15 protein-coding genes and 1 pseudogene are annotated in these 17,105 nt (G+C 72.1%); 4 read left to right on the top strand and 12 right to left on the bottom strand.

Going from position 1 to position 17,105, the window contains the following annotated elements; all coding sequences use genetic code 11:
- Positions 1-11: 11 nt before the first annotated feature.
- Entirely contained in the window at positions 12-1,145 is a 1,134-nt protein-coding gene (locus O3438_RS15700) for a CAP domain-containing protein (RefSeq protein ID WP_269680664.1), read from the top strand.
- Between the two features lie 116 nt (positions 1,146-1,261).
- Positions 1,262-2,098, top strand: a complete 837-nt coding sequence (locus O3438_RS15705) for an endo alpha-1,4 polygalactosaminidase (protein ID WP_269680665.1) — start codon at positions 1,262-1,264, stop codon at positions 2,096-2,098.
- Between the two features lie 52 nt (positions 2,099-2,150).
- Here O3438_RS15705 and O3438_RS15710 read toward each other — a convergent pair whose 3' ends face one another.
- From O3438_RS15710 to rsmD, 9 genes and pseudogenes are all read right to left on the bottom strand, one after another.
- Positions 2,151-4,370, bottom strand: coding sequence for an MMPL family transporter (locus O3438_RS15710; protein WP_269680666.1), 2,220 nt, complete (start codon positions 4,368-4,370; stop codon positions 2,151-2,153).
- 222 nt (positions 4,371-4,592) lie between these two features.
- Entirely contained in the window at positions 4,593-5,450 is an 858-nt protein-coding gene (gene mutM / locus O3438_RS15715) for a bifunctional DNA-formamidopyrimidine glycosylase/DNA-(apurinic or apyrimidinic site) lyase (RefSeq protein ID WP_269680667.1), read from the bottom strand.
- A gap of 214 nt (positions 5,451-5,664) precedes the next feature.
- Positions 5,665-6,429: pseudogene (rnc, locus tag O3438_RS15720) on the bottom strand (ribonuclease III); the annotation flags it as partial.
- Complete coding sequence (locus O3438_RS15725; protein ID WP_269680668.1) at positions 6,426-7,412, bottom strand: phosphate acyltransferase PlsX; 987 nt, start codon at positions 7,410-7,412, stop codon at positions 6,426-6,428. The gene O3438_RS15725 and the pseudogene rnc, both read right to left, overlap by 4 nt.
- Positions 7,413-7,520: 108 nt before the next feature.
- On the bottom strand, positions 7,521-7,694 hold the full coding sequence (gene rpmF, locus O3438_RS15730; RefSeq protein WP_030335284.1) for a 50S ribosomal protein L32: 174 nt from the start codon (positions 7,692-7,694) through the stop codon (positions 7,521-7,523).
- A 5-nt stretch (positions 7,695-7,699) separates the two neighbouring features.
- The gene (locus O3438_RS15735; RefSeq protein WP_088991069.1) at positions 7,700-8,263 is read right to left on the bottom strand and encodes a YceD family protein; all 564 of its coding nucleotides are present in this window, start codon (positions 8,261-8,263) and stop codon (positions 7,700-7,702) included.
- Between the two features lie 111 nt (positions 8,264-8,374).
- On the bottom strand, positions 8,375-8,872 hold the full coding sequence (locus O3438_RS15740) for a hypothetical protein (RefSeq protein WP_088991070.1): 498 nt from the start codon (positions 8,870-8,872) through the stop codon (positions 8,375-8,377).
- Positions 8,873-9,077: 205 nt separating this feature from the next.
- Positions 9,078-9,560: a pantetheine-phosphate adenylyltransferase gene (gene coaD / locus O3438_RS15745; protein WP_088991071.1), complete on the bottom strand. Its 483-nt coding sequence runs from the start codon at positions 9,558-9,560 to the stop codon at positions 9,078-9,080.
- Positions 9,557-10,120, bottom strand: coding sequence for a 16S rRNA (guanine(966)-N(2))-methyltransferase RsmD (rsmD, locus tag O3438_RS15750; RefSeq protein ID WP_269680669.1), 564 nt, complete (start codon positions 10,118-10,120; stop codon positions 9,557-9,559). Before rsmD ends, coaD begins: the two co-directional genes overlap by 4 nt.
- Before the next feature lie 305 nt (positions 10,121-10,425).
- Here rsmD and O3438_RS15755 point away from each other — a divergent pair, with 305 nt between their 5' ends.
- On the top strand, positions 10,426-11,934 hold the full coding sequence (locus tag O3438_RS15755; RefSeq protein ID WP_269680670.1) for a cell wall anchor protein: 1,509 nt from the start codon (positions 10,426-10,428) through the stop codon (positions 11,932-11,934).
- A 316-nt stretch (positions 11,935-12,250) separates the two neighbouring features.
- On the opposite strand, the gene recG is transcribed toward O3438_RS15755, so the two are convergent.
- Positions 12,251-14,449, bottom strand: coding sequence for an ATP-dependent DNA helicase RecG (gene recG / locus O3438_RS15760; RefSeq protein WP_269680671.1), 2,199 nt, complete (start codon positions 14,447-14,449; stop codon positions 12,251-12,253).
- On the bottom strand, positions 14,446-16,059 hold the full coding sequence (locus O3438_RS15765; protein WP_269680672.1) for a DAK2 domain-containing protein: 1,614 nt from the start codon (positions 16,057-16,059) through the stop codon (positions 14,446-14,448). The genes recG and O3438_RS15765 overlap by 4 nt, the downstream gene beginning before the upstream one ends.
- 287 nt (positions 16,060-16,346) lie before the next feature.
- Between O3438_RS15765 and rpmB the strand changes: the two genes are divergently transcribed.
- Positions 16,347-16,538, top strand: a complete 192-nt coding sequence (rpmB, locus tag O3438_RS15770) for a 50S ribosomal protein L28 (protein ID WP_011905179.1) — start codon at positions 16,347-16,349, stop codon at positions 16,536-16,538.
- Positions 16,539-16,624: 86 nt separating this feature from the next.
- On the opposite strand, the gene O3438_RS15775 is transcribed toward rpmB, so the two are convergent.
- Positions 16,625-17,086: a GNAT family N-acetyltransferase gene (locus tag O3438_RS15775; RefSeq protein WP_269680673.1), complete on the bottom strand. Its 462-nt coding sequence runs from the start codon at positions 17,084-17,086 to the stop codon at positions 16,625-16,627.
- Positions 17,087-17,105 lie beyond the last annotated feature (19 nt).

Raw genomic sequence — 17,105 nt, forward strand, 5'->3', positions numbered from 1 at the left:
GAGGCATAGGCGTGTACGGCTGGACCGACCCGATGGACCCGAACGGCGCACCCCGGCGCGCTGAACGGCCGACCGACGAGCCGGCCTGGCTGCACGACCGCCCGGAGCCCCGCTCGGCCTACCTGTTCGGTGACGACACCGACCAGCCCGGCGACGACTGGCACCCACAACAGCCCGCCGACGGCTGGCAGTCGGGCCGGTCGACGCCCGCCTCCCCGGCCGACGCCCCCACCGCCGCCTGGCCGGCCCACCGCCCGGGCGGCGACAACGGCCACCGGGGCGACAGCCACCCGGTCGAGGACACCACCGGCAGGTGGCACACCGACAGTGACCCCGCGACCACCGGCGAATGGCGTACCCAGGACGGGGCGACCGGCCGTTCCGGCGAGGGACGGCACCGCTCCCCGCGCCGCTGGCGCAAGCCGATGATGATCGGCGGTGCCGCTGCCGCGGCCACCCTCGTGGTGACCTTCGGTGTCGGTGCCCTCGCGATGCCCGGCGGTGGCGACGGGGCCGACCAGCCGACCGCTGTCGACGACACCTTCGCCGCGTCGCAGGCCCCGACCGAACCGCCGGCCCTCGACACCCTGGCAGCGCCCTCCCCGTCCGCCGCGCCCAGCTCGGCGCAGCCGAGCCCTTCGCCGACCAAGGTCGTCAAGCCGACCCCTGCGGCGTCGCGGACCACCGCCGCGTCGCGCCGCGCCCGCAGCACCGCGCCGAGCACTACCAACGGTTCGGGTTCCGGCGGTGCCAGCGGCACCGTCAGCTCGCAGGCCCGCGAGGTGGTGGACCTGGTCAACGCCGAGCGGGCCAAGGCCGGCTGCAAGGCGCTGAGCATCAACGACAAGCTGATGACCGCCGCGCAGAAGCACAGCCAGGACCAGGCCGACCACCAGAACATGTCGCACACGGGCAGTGACGGCAGCAACGCCGGCGTCCGGCTGGACCGGGTCGGCTACGCCTGGCGCACGTACGGCGAGAACGTGGCCTGGAACCAGAAGACCCCGACCTCGGTGATGGACGCCTGGATGAACAGCTCCGGCCACAAGGCCAACATCCTGAACTGCGCGTTCACCGAGATCGGCGTCGGCATCGCCGACAGCAACGGGCCGTACTGGACGCAGGTCTTCGCCGCACCGCGCTGACCGCGCGTCGTCCGCGCCCCCGCGCTCGTTTGACCCGATGAGGTACGTCGGGCCGAGCGTGGGGCCGGCGTACCGGTGAGGGCGGCGACGGGCCGCCCCGGCCCCGGGAGCAGCCGATGCGGATCCGGCCACGGCTACGGCGACGCCCACTGCACCGCGTCGCGTCGGCCGGCGTCGCGCTGCTCCTGGCCGTGCCGGCGTACGGGTGCCGCCCGGCGCTGACCCCGCCCGGCGCGCCCACCGCCTGGCCCGCCGGGCAGTCCCGCCACTGGCAGTGGCAGTGGCAGCTCAGCGGGCCGCTGGACCCGACGGTGCAGGCGGAGGTCTTCCTGCTCGACCCGGTGGCCACCACCGCTGCGGAGACCGCCGAACTGCGCTCCCGGGACCGCCGGTTGATCTGCCAGGTGCACGTCGGGTCGGTCCGCTCCACCGACCCGGACGCCAACCGGTTCCCGCACGTCGTCCAGGGCTCGACCGGGCCCCGGCCGGACAGCCGGTGGCTGGACGTGAGGGGCTGGGACGCGCTCGAACCGGTGCTGGCCGACCGGTTCCGGCTGTGCCGGGGCAAGGGGTTCGGCGCTGTCGCGCTCGCCGACGCCGACGGGTACGCGTTCCGCACCGGCTTCCCGCTCGACTTCGACGACCAACTGCTGTTCAACCGACGGTTGGCCGAGCTGGCCCGCTCGCTGAGCCTCTCCCCCGGGCTGGTCAACGACGTGCCGCAGCTCGCCGCGCTGGCCCCGGACTTCGACTTCGTGGTCAACGAGGAGTGCGTACGGCTGGCCCAGTGCGCCAAGCTGCTGCCGTTCGCCGACGCCGGCAAGCCGGTCTTCCACGTGGAATACTCCGGCTCTACCGACGACTTCTGTGTGACCACCGTCGGATACGGCTTCGCGTCGATCCGGAAGGACCGCGCGTTGGACGCGTCCCGGGAGGCCTGCCCGCTGCCCTGAGCCGGTGTCGGGCCGGGTCGCGCGGTCGCGACCCGGCCCGACGCTCTCGACGTCAGGGCACCGGCACCAGCTCCGGGGTGGGCGCCGGCGGGTCGACCGGCGCGGCGGCCGGGCGAGGGCGCAGGAAGCGCGGGGCCCACCAGTTGGCGTCGCCCAACATGGTCATCAGGGCCGGCAACACCACTCCCCGGATGATCGTGGCGTCCAGCAGGATCGCCGCCGCGAGGCCGATGCCGAGCTGTTTCATGTCGATCGTGCTCAGCGTCGCGAAGATCGAGAACACGCCGACCATCACGATCGCCGCGCTGGTCACCACCCCGGCGGACGAGGTGATCCCGTAGGACACGGCATCGCGGTTGGGCATTCCGGCCCGTACCCCCTCGCGGATCCGGCTGACCACGAAGACGTGGTAGTCCATCGAGAGGCCGAAGAGCACCACGAAGAGGAACAGCGGCAACCAGGACACGATGGCGCCCATCGACGTGAAGCCGAGCAGTCCCTCGGCCCACTCACCCTGGAAGACCAGCACCAGCAGCCCGTACGCGGCGCCGGCGGAGAGCAGGTTCAACGCGATGGAGCTCGCCGCGACCACCACCGACCGGAAGGTGAACACCATGACCAGGAAGGTCAGCACCAGCACGAAGCCCATGACCAGCGGCAACTTGTCCCGCACGTGGGCCGCGTAGTCCTCGCTGTCGGCGACGCTGCCGCCGACCGCGTACTCGATGCCGGGGATGCCCCGCAATCCGGCCGGGACCAGATCCTCGCGCAGCTTCTCCAACGACTGCACCGACCGGTCGTCCCGGCTGGCGTACGGGGTGGCGACGTCCAGCACCGACACCCGCCGGTCGGCCGACACCTCGATCTTCGGGCCGTCCGCCTCGACCGGGGCGAACAGCGGATCGCCGGCCGCCCGGCTGGACAGGTCGGTCAGGGCGGCGCGTACCCGGTCGGCCTGGTCGGCCGGGGCCCGCACAGCGACCACGTGGTTGGTGCCGGTGCTCGGGAACGCGGCGGTGAGCCTGTCGTACGCCTGCATTGCCGGCGTGGTGCGAGGCAGGTCCTCCATGCCGGGGAACTTCAGCTTCATGCCGAGCGCGGGCGCGGCCAGGGCGAGCAGCAGTCCGACCGAGATGACCAGCGTCACCACCGGCGCGCGCAGCGCCGGGCGGAGCACGGCGGGCCAGAGCCGGGGCGCGCGGGGCTGGCCGTGCCGGCCGGTGCGCGGTGCGGTGAGCCGCCAGAGCAGCGGCACCCGGGGCCGGTCGACCCAGCGGCCGAGCCGGGCCAGCAGGGCGGGCAGCACTGTCAGCGAGCCGGTCACCGCGACGGCGACCACCAGGATCGAGCCGACCGCGAGGGACGAGAAGACCACGTCGCCGGCGAGCAGCAGCCCGGCCATCGAGATCATCACCGCGAGGCCGGAGACCACGACAGCGTGACCGGACGTCTCCGCCGCGATCTCCACGGCGTCGAGGCCGGAGCGGCCCTTGGCGCGCTCCTCCCGCTCGCGACGGATGTAGAACAACGAGTAGTCGACCCCGACCGCCATACCGATCAGCAGGATCACCGGGGCCGTGGTGTCGGTCGCCGGCACCAGGTGCGAGGCGAGGGTGGACAGACCCATCGCGGCGGCGACCGACGAGAGCGCCAGCAGCACCGGCACGCTGGCCGCGATCAACGCCCCGAACGCGATGATCAGGATCGCCAGGGTGACCGGCAGGCTGAGCAGCTCGGCACGCTCGAAGTCCTTGCCCAGGGTGTCGTCGAGGGCCTGGCCGATCGACGGTCCACCGACCTGTTCCACGCGCACCTGCGGATGTGCGGCCTGCACGGCGGCTGTCGCGTCGCGCAACGGCTGCACCCGATCCGAGGCCGTCTCCGGGTCACCGGACATGGTGATCGGCACCAGTAACGCCGATCCGTCCCGGGCGGTGACCGGCTGACCGACCGCGGCCACCCCGACGACGGTTCGCAGCCGGGCCGCCGCGTCGTCGGCCGCTGCCGTCGCCGTCGCCCGGTCCAGCGCACCGCCCCGAGAGGTGATCAGGACGTTGTCCACGGCCGGGTCGTCGAAGTTGGCGGCGTCCACGATCAGACCGGCCCGCCCCGCCTCACCGATGGCCTGGTCACCGCTCGTGGCCTCGTTGAGACCAGCGGCGTTGCCGCCGACGAAGCACACCGCGACGAACACCGCCCACAGCGCGATCGCCCGCCACGGGTGCTCGGCGCTCCACCGCGCCAGCCGCACCGTCACCGGTCTTTTCCGCATCTCGGATCCCCCTGTCACGTCAGCCCCCCAGTCAACGGAGCTGACGTTAGGGGCGTGACGAGGCGGTCACATCGGGGATCGGCCCCGGCCCGCCCCGGAAACCCTGGGCTGGCCGGCGGGGGTCGGCGCGGCGGGCATCAGCCACGAATCGGACGTACGCCGGGGTCCAGCCCGGAGCGACCCGCGGCGACCCGCCGACGCCGCCCCGGAGTCGACTCCGGGTCATCCCCGAAGGGAACCCCGGGGGCGCGGTTGGCAGCGCGGGCAGCTGTACGAGGACCGGTTCATGAACGCCTCGCGGCGAATCGGCGCGCCGCACCGACGGCACGGCTCGCCCTCGCGGCCGTACGCGTTCAACGCCCGGTCGAAGTAACCGCTCTCGCCGTTGACGTTGACGTAGAGGGCGTCGAAGCTGGTGCCGCCCTGACCGATCGCCTCGCCGAGCACGTCACGGACGTGGCCGAGCAGGCGCTGCGCGGCCGGGGCGGTCAACGCGTCGGTGGGTCGGCCGCCGTGCAGCCGGGCACGCCAGAGCGCCTCGTCGGCGTAGATGTTGCCCACCCCGGAGATCAGGGTCTGGTCGAGGAGCGCCCGCTTCACCTCGGTGTGTCGGCGGCGCAGAGCGGCGACGAAATCCGCGTCGGAGAACTCCGGGTCGATCGGGTCACGGGCGATGTGCGCGATCTCGTCGGGCAGTTCGGCGCCGCCCTCGCTCACCGAGAGGCCGCCGAACGTGCGTTGGTCGACGAAACGCAGCTCCGGCCCGTCGTCGGCGAACCGGAACCGGACCCGCAGATGGGTCTCGTCGGCGGTGCCGGTTGGCTGGAGCAGCATCTGGCCGGACATGCCGAGGTGACCGATGATCGCGTCGCCGCTGTCCAGTGGCAGCCACAGGTACTTGCCCCGGCGGCGGGCGTCGAGCACCGTCCGACCGGCGAGTACGTCGGCGAAGTGCACATCACCGGGCACGTGCCGACGGACCGCACGTGGGTGACGGACCTCGACCGAGACGATCCGGCGGCCGACCACCCACTGGGCCAGCCCCTGCCGGACGGTCTCGACCTCGGGCAGTTCAGGCACGCCGCGACCCCGTCTCGTGGCCGTCGGCGCCCCCGGCCGGCAGGGCCTGCGCCAGGTGGTCGGCCTGCTCGGCCTCGGCCGCCCGCTCGGCGCTTTCCAGCAGCCCGCCCCGGGCGTCCTGATTGGCCTCGCCGTTCTGACTGGCCTCGCGGTTCTGACCGGCAGCGCCGTTCTGGCTGGCCTCACCGGTCTGGCTGGCAGCACCGTTCTGGCTGGCAGCGCCGTTCTGGCCGCCACCGCTGGTCTGGCTGTCGTCGCCGGTGTGGCCGTTCTGCTCGGCGAGCGTCCGCCAGGCGGCCTCGGCGGCGCGCTGCTCGGCCTCCTTCTTGCTGCGCCCCTCGGCGCCGCCGTACCGGTTGCCGGCCACCACCACCCACGCGGTGAACGTCTTCAGATGGTCCGGGCCGGTGCCCTCGATCCGGTACTCCGGAACGCCGAGCCCGAGCGCCGCCGTCAACTCCTGCAAGCTGGTCTTCCAGTCCAGGGCGGCACCCCGACCAGCCGACTCGGCCATCAACGGGTCGAAGAGTCGGTGGATGACGATGCCCGTGGTGTCCAGCCCGTACTGGAGGTAGATCGCGCCCAGCAGCGCCTCCAGCGTGTCGGCCAGGATGCTCGCCTTGTCCCGACCGCCGGTGGTCTCCTCACCCTTGCCGAGCAGCAGGTACGCGCCGAGGCCGTCCGGGCCCAGACCACGGGCCACGTCGGCGAGCGCCCTCATGTTGACCACGCTGGCGCGCAGCTTCGCCAGCTGCCCCTCGGGCAGGTCCGGGTGGTTGTGGAACAACGCTGTGGTGATCACCACGCCGAGCACCGAGTCGCCGAGGAACTCCAGCCGCTCGTTGGTGGGCAGCCCACCGTTCTCGTACGCGTACGAGCGGTGGGTCAGCGCGCGCTGGAGCAGCTCGGGTTCGAGACTCACGCCGAAGGCGGCTTCCAGGTGACCGACGGATACCCGCCGCCTCTTGTCGTTGCTCATGATGTGCGTACCTCGGTGTCGGTGGAACGGTTGGCGCGGTCCGTCGCGGCGTCGCCGTCGAGCAACGCGGAGACCAGATCGGTGGCGCGTCGTCGCCACAGGTGAGCGGCGAGGGCGATGCCGGAGGCGACGTCGCCGGCGCGGGCGGAACCGTGGCAGACGACCACCGTCCCCGCCACGCCCAGCAGGGCGGCAGCGCGGGGAGCGCCACCTTCGGCGGGAGGGCCGCCGGCCATGGCGTACGCGCCCTCAATGGCCTTGAGCAGCACGTTACCGGTGAACCCGTCGGTGACGACCACATCGGCGCGCGCGCCGAGGGTCACGTCGTACCCCTCGACCAGGCCGACGTAGCGCGCCCCGGCGGGGAGTTGTTCGGCGGCGAGCAGCGGGTCCGTGGACCGGCGGACCCGGTCGCCCTTGCCAGCCTCGGTGCCGACCGACAGCAGCCCGACCCGGGGCGCGGAGATCGAGTGGGCCACCGCGGCGTACGCGGCGCCGAGGACGGCGTGGCGGGCGAGGGTGGCCGGGCGGGGTTCCAGGGAGCCACCGACGTCGAGCAGGACCACCGGCCCGACCACGGCGGGCAGGGTGGCGACCAGGGCGGGTTGGCGAATCTCCGGCCAACGGCCGAGGCCGAGAACGGCGGCGGTGACGGTGGCGCCGGTGGCGCCGGCGGACACCAGCGCATCGGCGGTGCCGTCGCGCACGGCGGTGACCGCGGCGCGGACGGTGCTCTCCTTGCGGGCCGCACTGGGGTAGTCGGCCATGCCGACGACGTCGCGCACCGGCCGCACGGCGACCCGGACGCGCTGCGCCGGATCGAGCTCAGCGATCAACTCGTCGGCGACCTCGGTCGGACCGACGAGGAGCAGGTGCAGGTCAGGGTCGGCACGCATGGCCCGCAGAGCGCCGTCAACCACGACGGCGGGAGCGTCGTCCCCGCCGAGGAGGTCAACGGCGATCCGCGCGGTGCCCGGCTCCACGGGAACGCCGGCCGGAGTCGGCCGGGCATCGGGAGCCGGGGCACCGGGCGAATGCCAGGATGCGCGCGCCGCCCGACCTGGGGTCGGGGGCGTCACTGGGCGTCCAGGTCAGACCTCGAGAACCTGGCGGCCGTTGTAGGTGCCGCAGACGGAGCAGGCGGCGTGCGGCAGCTTCGGGGACTTGCACTGCGGGCACGCAACGGTCGCGACCACCGTCGCCTTCCAGTTCGCCCGGCGGGACCGGGTGTTGCTGCGCGACATCTTGCGCTTCGGGACGGCCACGGTTCTTACTCCTCTGTAACGGTCAGTTGCGACAGGCCCGCCCAACGCGGGTCGATCTGCTGGTGACTGTGGTCGGCCGGCAGATCGTCCCAGTGCGCCCCGCATTCGGGGCACAGTCCTGGGCAGTCCTCCCGGCAGAGCGGGTTGGTCGGCAGCGTGAGCACCAACGCGTCCCGCAGCGCCGGCTCCAGGTCGATCAGATCGCCCTGCATCCGGCCCACCTCGTCCTCGTCGGTCGTGGCGTCCGTGGTGCTGTCCTCGTACGCGTACAGCTCCTGGATCGTCACGCCCATCGAGTCGTTGATCTCGCGCAGGCAACGGCCGCACTCGCCCTTGACGGGACCGGTGATGGTCCCGGAGACGAGCACGCCCTCGGACACGGACTGCAACCTCAGATCGAGGTCGAGATCCGCACCCTCCGGCACGCCGATCAACTCCACACCGAGGTCCGCCGGTGCCGGCACGACCCGCTTGACCTCACGCAACGCGCCAGGGCGGCGCGGCAGGTCCCTCGTGTCGAGGACCAGCGGCGACCTGGGGTTGAGTGTCGATGGCGAGTGCTTGGGCATAGTTAGACTCCGGCCGGTGAGAGGCCGACAAAAAAGGTTACCTGGACGACCGCCGGACCGTCGAACCGGGGGCGACGCCTTCGGCGAGAATGTCGGCTGGTGAGGTGCCGCTCAGAAGGGTAGCGGGCGTTCCGCCTCGTCCCCAGCGAACGTGCCGATCTCCCGCAGGGCGTGCATCTTGTCCCGGCCGCGCTCTATCGAGGCCAGCGCCCGGGTGAGGAACTGTTCGAAGTTGGCCAGCGCGGTGTCGACGTAGTCGTCGACCTCCTCACGCAGGCGCTGCGCCTCGGCTCGGGCCTCCGCGATGATCCGGGCACCCTCGTGCTCGGCCGACACGGTGATCTCGTTCACCGAGACCAGGCGGGCGTGTTCTGCCTCACCCTCGCTGATGATCCGGTCCGCCTCACGCTTGCCGGCCTCCATGATCTTGTCCCGCTCCTCGAGGAGCGCGGCGGCGCGACGCAGGTCGGCGGGGAGGTCGGCACGTATCTCGTCGAGGGCCGCGATCGTCTCACCCCGGTCGACCATGCAGTTGTTGCGCGACATCGGGACGGAGCGGGCCTGCTCCACCATGGCGATCAGTTCGTCGATGCGATCGAGCGGGTCCACCGGTACCTCACTCCTGTCGTTCTTCGGCCGACCTCCATGATGCGGGCTACGGCCGTTCCCCGCGCCACCAATCATGGCGTGCCCGCCCCACCCGCGCCCCATCCGCCCCAACCCGGCGCGTCGCGACATCGTCACCCGGCGCCCACCGTGCCCGTACTCTTGCCTCGATTTCTGGCAAAAGGGGCGCCCGGTGACGGAGGGCGGATCAGCTACGGGGGCCGAGACGGGCCTGGAGAGCCTTACGGACCGGGTCGGGAACATGCGCGGAGATGTCGCCACCCCACTTGGCCACGTCCTTGACCAGGCTCGACGAGAGGAACGAGTAGAGCGGGTTGGTCGGCATGAAGAGCGTCTCGACGCCTGCCAGCCCGATGTTCATCTGGGCCATCTGCAACTCGTAGTCGAAGTCGCTGACCGCGCGCAGGCCCTTGATCAGCACACTCGCCTGCTGGGCCCGGCAGAAGTCGACCAGCAGCCCGCGGAACGACTCGACCCGCACGTTCCCGTACGACGAGGTGACCTCGCGGAGCATGTCGATCCGCTCCTCGACGGTGAAGAGACCACTCTTCGACTGGTTCACCAGCACACCGACGATCACCTCGTCGAAGAGCCGACTGGCCCGCCCGATGATGTCGAGGTGTCCGTTGGTGACCGGATCGAACGAACCGGGGCACACCGCACGTCTCATGATCGGCGACCGTACCAAAGTGTGGTCTCGCCGTAACGGCGACTGCGGTCCGGGGTGATGCCGTCCACCCAGTCGAACTGCCTGGTGCGACTGGACCGCTCCACCACCACCAGCGCGTCGGGCGCCAGCCACCCACCGCCGACCAGCGCCGCCGACAGAGCGGTGATCTCCTCGTCCGGCACCGCGTAGGGAGGGTCGGCGAAGACCACGTCGTACGGGCCGCCGTCCGGGCCGGCGGCCAGCGCCGTCGCCACCTTGCCGGCGACCAGGCGGGCTGCCGGGCCGACCCCGAGGGTCGCGACGTTCTCCCGGATCACTCGGGCCGCGCGTGGGTCGGACTCGACCAGCAGCACGTGCCGAGCACCCCGGGAGAGCGCCTCCAGCCCGACCGCGCCGGAGCCGGCGTACAGGTCGGCGAAGCGGGCGCCGTCCAGGTCGACCTCGGCCTCGATGGCGCTGAACAGTGCCTCCCGAACCCGGTCGGACGTGGGTCGGGTGCCGGCACCGGGAGGCGCGGCGATCCGCCGGCCACCGAGTGTGCCGGCCACGATCCGGGTCATGGTCTCCACCTGCTCATGCCCGCGACGCTACGCGACTCTTCGGACCCGCCGGCCGACACGGTCGGTACCACCAGGAAGATCACGTGATCACTTCTCGTATATCAATGATCTCAACTTCATAACATCCGTCTTAGCGAATCCTGAGCGCTGTCTCATGTGAGGCGATCTCGCTAGGGTCTGCCGGGTGCCGGCGGCAACCCACCGGCCCGCGGTACGGGAGGGCGCCTCTCCGATCGGACGTGCAGCGACCGTCCACTGTCACTCCCGTGCCACACCCCTGACGCTTCAGCACTCCAGGAGTACCCGTGATCCGTCCCAAGCTGTCGCTACAGCGACCGCTGGCCATCCTGGGAGCCGCCCTCATCGGCCTCACCGGGGCAGTCGCGGTGGCCGGCCCGGCCAGCGCGCACCACACCACGATCACCGCCGTAGCCGACTGTGACCGCCTCACCGGTGAGCGAGTGATCACCTGGAAGGTGGAGAACAGCGAGCGCGACAAGGCTGTCACCCTCAAGAAGGTGACCGCGGACCCGTCGACCGAGGTCACCGTGCCGGTCAAGGGCTCCAAGGCCGTCCCGCTGGAGGGTTCCGTCATCCGCAAGAGCGGCAGCGTGCTGGCTGTCCAGCGCGTGCCGGGCGACACCAAGAGCGCCAAGCTCACGGTGTTCGGCAAGTGGAAGAAGAACGGGCAGGAAGCCACCAACGACGGCAGCATCAACCTGGCCGCCGACAGCTCCTGCGCGCCGACCCCGAAGTGCGTCGACGTCGACAAGGCCAAGTACAGCCACACCTTCGACGGCCCGAAGGGCACCGCCACCGTCAAGCTCGACGGTGACCTGCCGCTCTGCGGCGAGGGCAAGCAGTGGTTCACGCTGGTGTCGTACTTCGCGCCCCGGCCGCAGTTCGCCACCCCGCAGTACGTCTACGGCACGCCGGACAGCAACTGGATCGGCGGCACCCAGACCGAGATCACGCTGAACGTCGAGATCCCGGACTGCCACACGCAGGTCGACCTGATCTGGGGCGGCAAGGACGAGGTCATCGACGAGCTGGTCGAGGGTGGCAAGCGCTACGACAACAAGAAGCTCGGCTCCCCGGGCGCCCCGGGCAACCGCTCGAAGGGCCCGCAGGGCTGGTACAACGGCGGCAACAAGAGCTGCACCACCCCCGCCTCGACCTTCGCGTCCAACTGCGACGGTTCGGTCGCCGTGTCGCTGAGCAACGACGGCAAGATCAGCAAGTACGCCGTCGAGTTCGAGGTCAAGGGCGAGAACGGCTTCACCAAGAAGGTCTCCGTCCCGGCTGGCAAGGCCGACACCAGCGTTGTCGTGCCCGCGGCTGACGCCGGCAAGATCGAGGTGCTGGTCGACGGCAAGGTGGTCGAGAACGGCACGTACGCGTGGGAGCGCCCCGAGGACTGCCCGCTGCCGGTCGTCACCACCAAGGCCGACTGCAAGGACTTCGCCCTCACCGTGACCAACCCCGAGGGTGGTCTCCCGGTCAAGGCGACGTTCACCTACGGCGACAAGAACGAGACCCGCACGGTCGCGGCCGGCAAGTCGGAGACGGTGACCTTCAAGGCCAGCAAGGCCGAGTCGGCTCTCGTCGCGCTGCCTGACCTCGACCTGGAGATGGAAGCGGTCTACACGCCGGAGGGCAACTGCGGTGGCGGTGGCGCCGGCGGCGAGGAGCCGGGCCTCCCGGTCACCGGTGCGGCGGCGGGCGGCATCGCCGCCGGCGCGATCGCGCTGCTGATCGCTGGCGCGGTGCTCTTCGTCATCGCTCGGCGTCGTCGGGTGACCTTCACCGCCTGAGACAACCCGCTCTGACAACTGAGGGCGCGCCGACCACCCGGTCGGCGCGCCCTTCGTCATGCGCGGGGTGGCCCGCCGAGCCCTGCGCGGCCTCATCCCAGCCCTGGCCCGTCATGCCCCGTGCGCTGTGATCAACTCGGAGTCATTGAAGTCGGGGCATCCCTCAGGGCTCGACACCCCGGTTTCCTGAAACAGGAGTGGATCACGCGCGGAGCGCGGGCCGGGGCTGGGCCGGCCGGGCCCAGGGAGGCCGGGCCCGGAGCTGGTCAGGGCCGGGCAGGTCAAGGCTGCCCGGTGCAGGGCAGGTCCGGCGGGCTCAGCCCTTCTCCAGGTACTCCGCGCGGTCCTCGTCGACGAGCGCGGCCACCGAGGCGGCCAGCGCCGGGTTACGGCTCAGCTCCGGGTCGGCCTCGATCAGGGTGATCGCCTCGGCGCGGGCGTCGCGGATGAGATCCGTGTCCCGCCGCAGCGACAGCAGCCGCAGATGTGAACGGTGACCGGACTGGGTGGCGCCCAGCACGTCGCCCTCGCGGCGCTGCTCCAGATCGAGCTCGGCGAGCTTGAAACCGTCGCTCGTGGACGCCACCGCGTCCAGCCGCTCCCGTGCCGAGGAGCCCTCGGCCGCCTCGCTGACCAGCAGGCAGAGCCCGGCGGCGGCACCCCGCCCGACCCGGCCCCGCAACTGGTGCAGCTGGGAGACACCGAAACGGTCGGCGTCGAGGACGATCATCACTGTCGCGTTCGGCACGTCCACGCCGACCTCGATCACCGTGGTCGCCACCAGCACGTCCAGGTCGCCGGCCGCGAAGGAGCGCATCACCGCGTCCTTCTCGTCGGCCGGCAGGCGACCGTGCAGCACCCCGATCCGCAGGCCGTGCAGTGGCCCCTCGGCCAGCAGCGGGGCCACCTCGGTCACCGCCAGCGGCGGGCGTCGACCGTTGTCGTCCTCGGGTGGCGGCTCCTCGTCGGACGTGGGACCGTCACCGATCCGGGGACAGACCACGTACGCCTGGTGGCCGGCGCTCACCTCCTCACGCAGCCGACGCCAGGCCCGGTCCAGGTACGCCGGCTTCTCGGCGGCCGGCACCACGTGCGAGGCGATCGGTGACCGCCCCCGGGGCAGTTGGGAGAGGGTGGAGACCTCCAGGTCGCCGTAGACGGTCATCGCCACCGTGCGTGGGATCGGGGTGGCCGTCATCACCAGCACGTGCGGCGGCTGGTCGGCCTTGGCCCGCAGGGCGTCGCGCTGCTCCACGCCGAAGCGGTGCTGCTCGTCGACGACCACCAGGCCGAGATCGGCGAAGTCGACCCCCTCGTAGAGCAGGGCGTGGGTGCCGAGCACGATGCCGGCGGCACCGCTGGCCACCTCGCCGAGCGCCCGGCGACGGGCCGCCGCGCCCAGCGAGCCGGTGACCAGCTCGACCCGGGTGGCGTGCTCGGCGGCGCCCAGCTCACCGGCACGACCGAGCGGCCCGAGCAGGTCGAGCATGCCGCGGTGGTGCTGGGCCGCCAGCACCTCGGTGGGTGCCAGCAGCGCGGCCTGGCCACCGGCGTCGACCACCTGGAGCATCGCCCGCAACGCCACGACCGTCTTGCCCGAGCCCACCTCGCCCTGCAACAAGCGGTGCATCGGGTGCGGTGCGGCCAGATCCTCGGCGATCTCCACGCCCACGTCGCGCTGGCCTTCGGTCAGCTCGTACGGCAGACGGGCGTCGAAGGCCTCCAGCAGCCCACCCGTGCGGGCCGGGCGGGGTCGGGCCGGCCAGTCGGCTGCCCGGTGCTTGCGCTGCACCAGTGTCAACTGGACGGCGAACGCCTCGTCCCACTTGAGCCGCCGCCGTGCCCGGTGCAGCGCCTCCTTGCTGGACGGCCGGTGGATCTCCTTCAGTGCGGTGCCCAGCCCGACCAGCTTGCGGCTGGCGCGCACCTCGGCGGGCAGCGGGTCGTCCGGCGGGGTGAACGTGTCCAGCACGACCCGTACGCACCGTGCGATCACCCAGGTCGGCAAGGCCGCGGCGGCCGGGTAGACGGGGATCAGCGCGCCGGCGAACTCCTCGATTTCGTCGCTGACCGCCGCCTCGCCTTCCCCACCCTCGCCGAGCAGCACGTACTCCGGGCCGTTGAGCTGTCGCTTGCCCCGGAACTCGGTGACCTTGCCGGCGAACAGCCCCCACCGACCGGGACGCAGCTCGCGCTCCCGCCATGCCTGGTTGCCGAAGAACGTCAACATCAGCACTCCGCCCGAGCCGTCGCCGACGGTCACCTCCAGCAGGTTGCCCCGCCGCTGCCGCATCGGACGCACCGCGGTGCGCTGCACCTGAGCCAGCACGGTGACCTGCTCGCCGACGTCCAGCGAACGGATGTCGGTGTGCTCGCCGCGCTCGTCGTAGCGGCGCGGGAAGTGGTAGACCAGGTCACCCGCCGTGTGCAGGTCGAGGTGGGCGGCCAGCGCCTTGGCCGTCTTGTCCCCGACCAGCTTCTTCAGCGGAGTGTCCACGGTGGCTGGTTCGCTCATTCGATCCCTACCAGGAGCGGATAAAACGGCTGGCCGCCCGGGTACGCGTGCACCTCGACGAACGGCCAGCGACTCTCGACGTGGGCGCGGACGGCGTCGGTGAGCCCGGCCGGGGCGTCCAGCCCGGCCAACAGGGTGACCATCTCGCCACCGCCGCCGAGCATCCGGTCGACCACCGCGGCGCAGGTGTCGGTGAGGTCGGTGCCGATCAGGTGCACCTCCCCCTCGACCAGCGCCAGCACGTCGCCGGGCCGGCACGGGCCGGCCACGGTCAGCGCCTCCCGGCTGGCATGGCAAACCTCGGCGTAACGGCACGCGCCCGCCGCCTCGGCCATCGCGATCACGTCGTCCTCGAAGCGGCGGTCGCCGTCGCGGACCGCGAGGGCGGCGAGCGCCTGCACCGGTGAGCGGGTCGGCACCACGCTCACCCTGACGCCGTGCCGGCGGGCCTCGCGTGCCGCCGCGCTGGCCACGGCCTCCGTGTTGGCGTCGTTGGGCAACACCACCACCCGGGCCGCGCCGGTGCTGCGGACGGCGTCCAGCAACTCACCGGTGGACGGGTTGCCCGGCACCACCGTCGCGCCCTCCGCGGCGAACAGCTCGGCGATGCCACCCCCGGTGGCGACCACGACCGCGGCCCGACCGGTCGCCACCGGCCCGGGAGGCGGCTCCTGCTGGTCGGCGAAACGGGTCACCGAGATCCGGTACGGGCGACCGGCGGCGACCCCCGCCTCGACCGCCGCGCCCACGTCGTTGACGTGCACGTGCACGTTCCAGGTGCCCTCCGGCTCCCGTCCGTCGCCGACGACGACCAGGGAGTCTCCCAACGCGTCCAATGCCCGGCGCAACCCGTCGACCGCCTCCGCCCGGGCGTCGAGCAGGAACTGCACCTCGTACGCGTACTCCTCGGAACCCGTCTCCCGGGCGGCGGTGGCCGCCGGACGGGCGGAGCGCGGCGTCGGCGCGGGGTGGGTTGCGGTCTCGCCGGTGAGCACCGCGACCAGGGCGTCGAGCAGCACACAGAGCCCTCGGCCGCCGGCGTCCACGACACCCGCGCGGGCCAAGGCCGGCAGTTGCTCCGGTGTCCGGGCGAGCGCCTCGGTAGCGGCTCGGGCCGCCGCGCGGGCCACCGCCGGCAGATCGTCGGTGTCCGCCTGGTCGGCTGCCGTGGCGGCCGCCGCGACCACGGTGAGCAGAGTGCCCTCGACCGGCCGGGTGACCGCTGTGTACGCGGCCGCGGTGCCGGAGCGCAGCGCGGCGGCCAACTCCCGGCCCCGCACCACCGGTGCGACGGCGACCTCGTCGGCGAAGCCCCGCAGGATCTGCGAGAGGATCACGCCGGAGTTGCCCCGCGCGCCGAGCAGCGCGCCCTGCGCCATCAACCGCAGCGCGTGCCCGTGTGCGGTCGGCCCGCTGTGGGGCAGAGTGTCCAGGTCCATCGCGAGTGCCTGCTGGGCCGAGGTGAGGGTGAGCACCAGGTTGGTGCCGGTGTCGCCGTCGGGCACCGGATAGACGTTGAGCTGGTCGATCTCGCCCTGGTGGCGCTTGAGCGCGGCCAACCCGCTCGCGCACCAGCGGCGGACCGTGGCGGCGTCGAGGGTGTCCAGCACGGGCAGAAGCCTACTGGCGCGCACCGACACGCGCCGGAGTCGTCCGGCGTGTCCCCCGCCTCCCGGTCCGGCGGTCACCGCAACGCGACCGGGCCCCTCCGGTAACCTTGCCGCCGGGCCGGCCCACTCTCGGGCGGACGGGCCCGCGACCAGGTGGGAGCCGGAGCACAATCGAGCGCCGGACCGGGCCGGTTGGCCGGGTCGGCGAGTCATCGGGTAACCTGACCAGGTTGCCCGGGCAGCACCTGCCGGCGACCCCATGAACGTATCAATCCCAGGAGTATCCCGTGGCTAGCGTGTGCGACGTCTGTGGCAAGGGACCGGGCTTCGGCCACAACGTGTCCCACTCGCACCGGCGGACCAACCGCCGCTGGAACCCGAACATCCAGTCGGTGCGTACCCCGGCCGGTGGCGGCAACACCAAGAAGTTGAAGGTCTGCACCTCGTGCATCAAGGCCGGCAAGGTCACCCGCGCCTGACGCGGTAGCACCCACTTTCTCGTACGGCTCAGCCGGCGGACCCTTGAGGTCCGCCGGCTCTGTCGTGTGGTGGGGACCGCTCGTGGTCAGAGGATGCGGCCGAAGGAGACGCAGCCCTCCGCGTCCTTGTAGAAGCCGAAGTTCGGGATCCGCTCGTATCCGGCGGAGCGGTACATGGCGATCGCCTCGGGCTGCTTGTCCCCGCACTCCAGGACCACCCGCTTGCGGCCCTGCTCACGCGCCGAGCGCTCCACGGCGGCCAGGACCCTGCGGGCCACGCCCCGGCCCCGCGCCGCCGGTGCCGTGTACATCCGCTTCAGCTCCGCGGTGTCCGCACCGTGGCTGCGCCAGCCACCGCAGCCGACCGGCTCACCCGCCAGGTAGGCGACCAGGAACGCGCCGTCCGGCGGCTCGAACTCGGTGGCGTCCACCGGTGTGTCGTCGCCGGTGCCGCCGTAGCGGGCACCGAGGTCGGCCAGTGCGGCTTTGATCAACTGCTGCGCCACCGGTGCGTCGAACCGCACCAATCGGATCTCGATCTCACTCACGGTATCCAGGGTACGGCGG

The sequence above is a fragment of the Micromonospora sp. WMMC250 genome (assembly GCF_027460215.1).
GTDB lineage: Bacteria > Actinomycetota > Actinomycetes > Mycobacteriales > Micromonosporaceae > Micromonospora > Micromonospora taraxaci.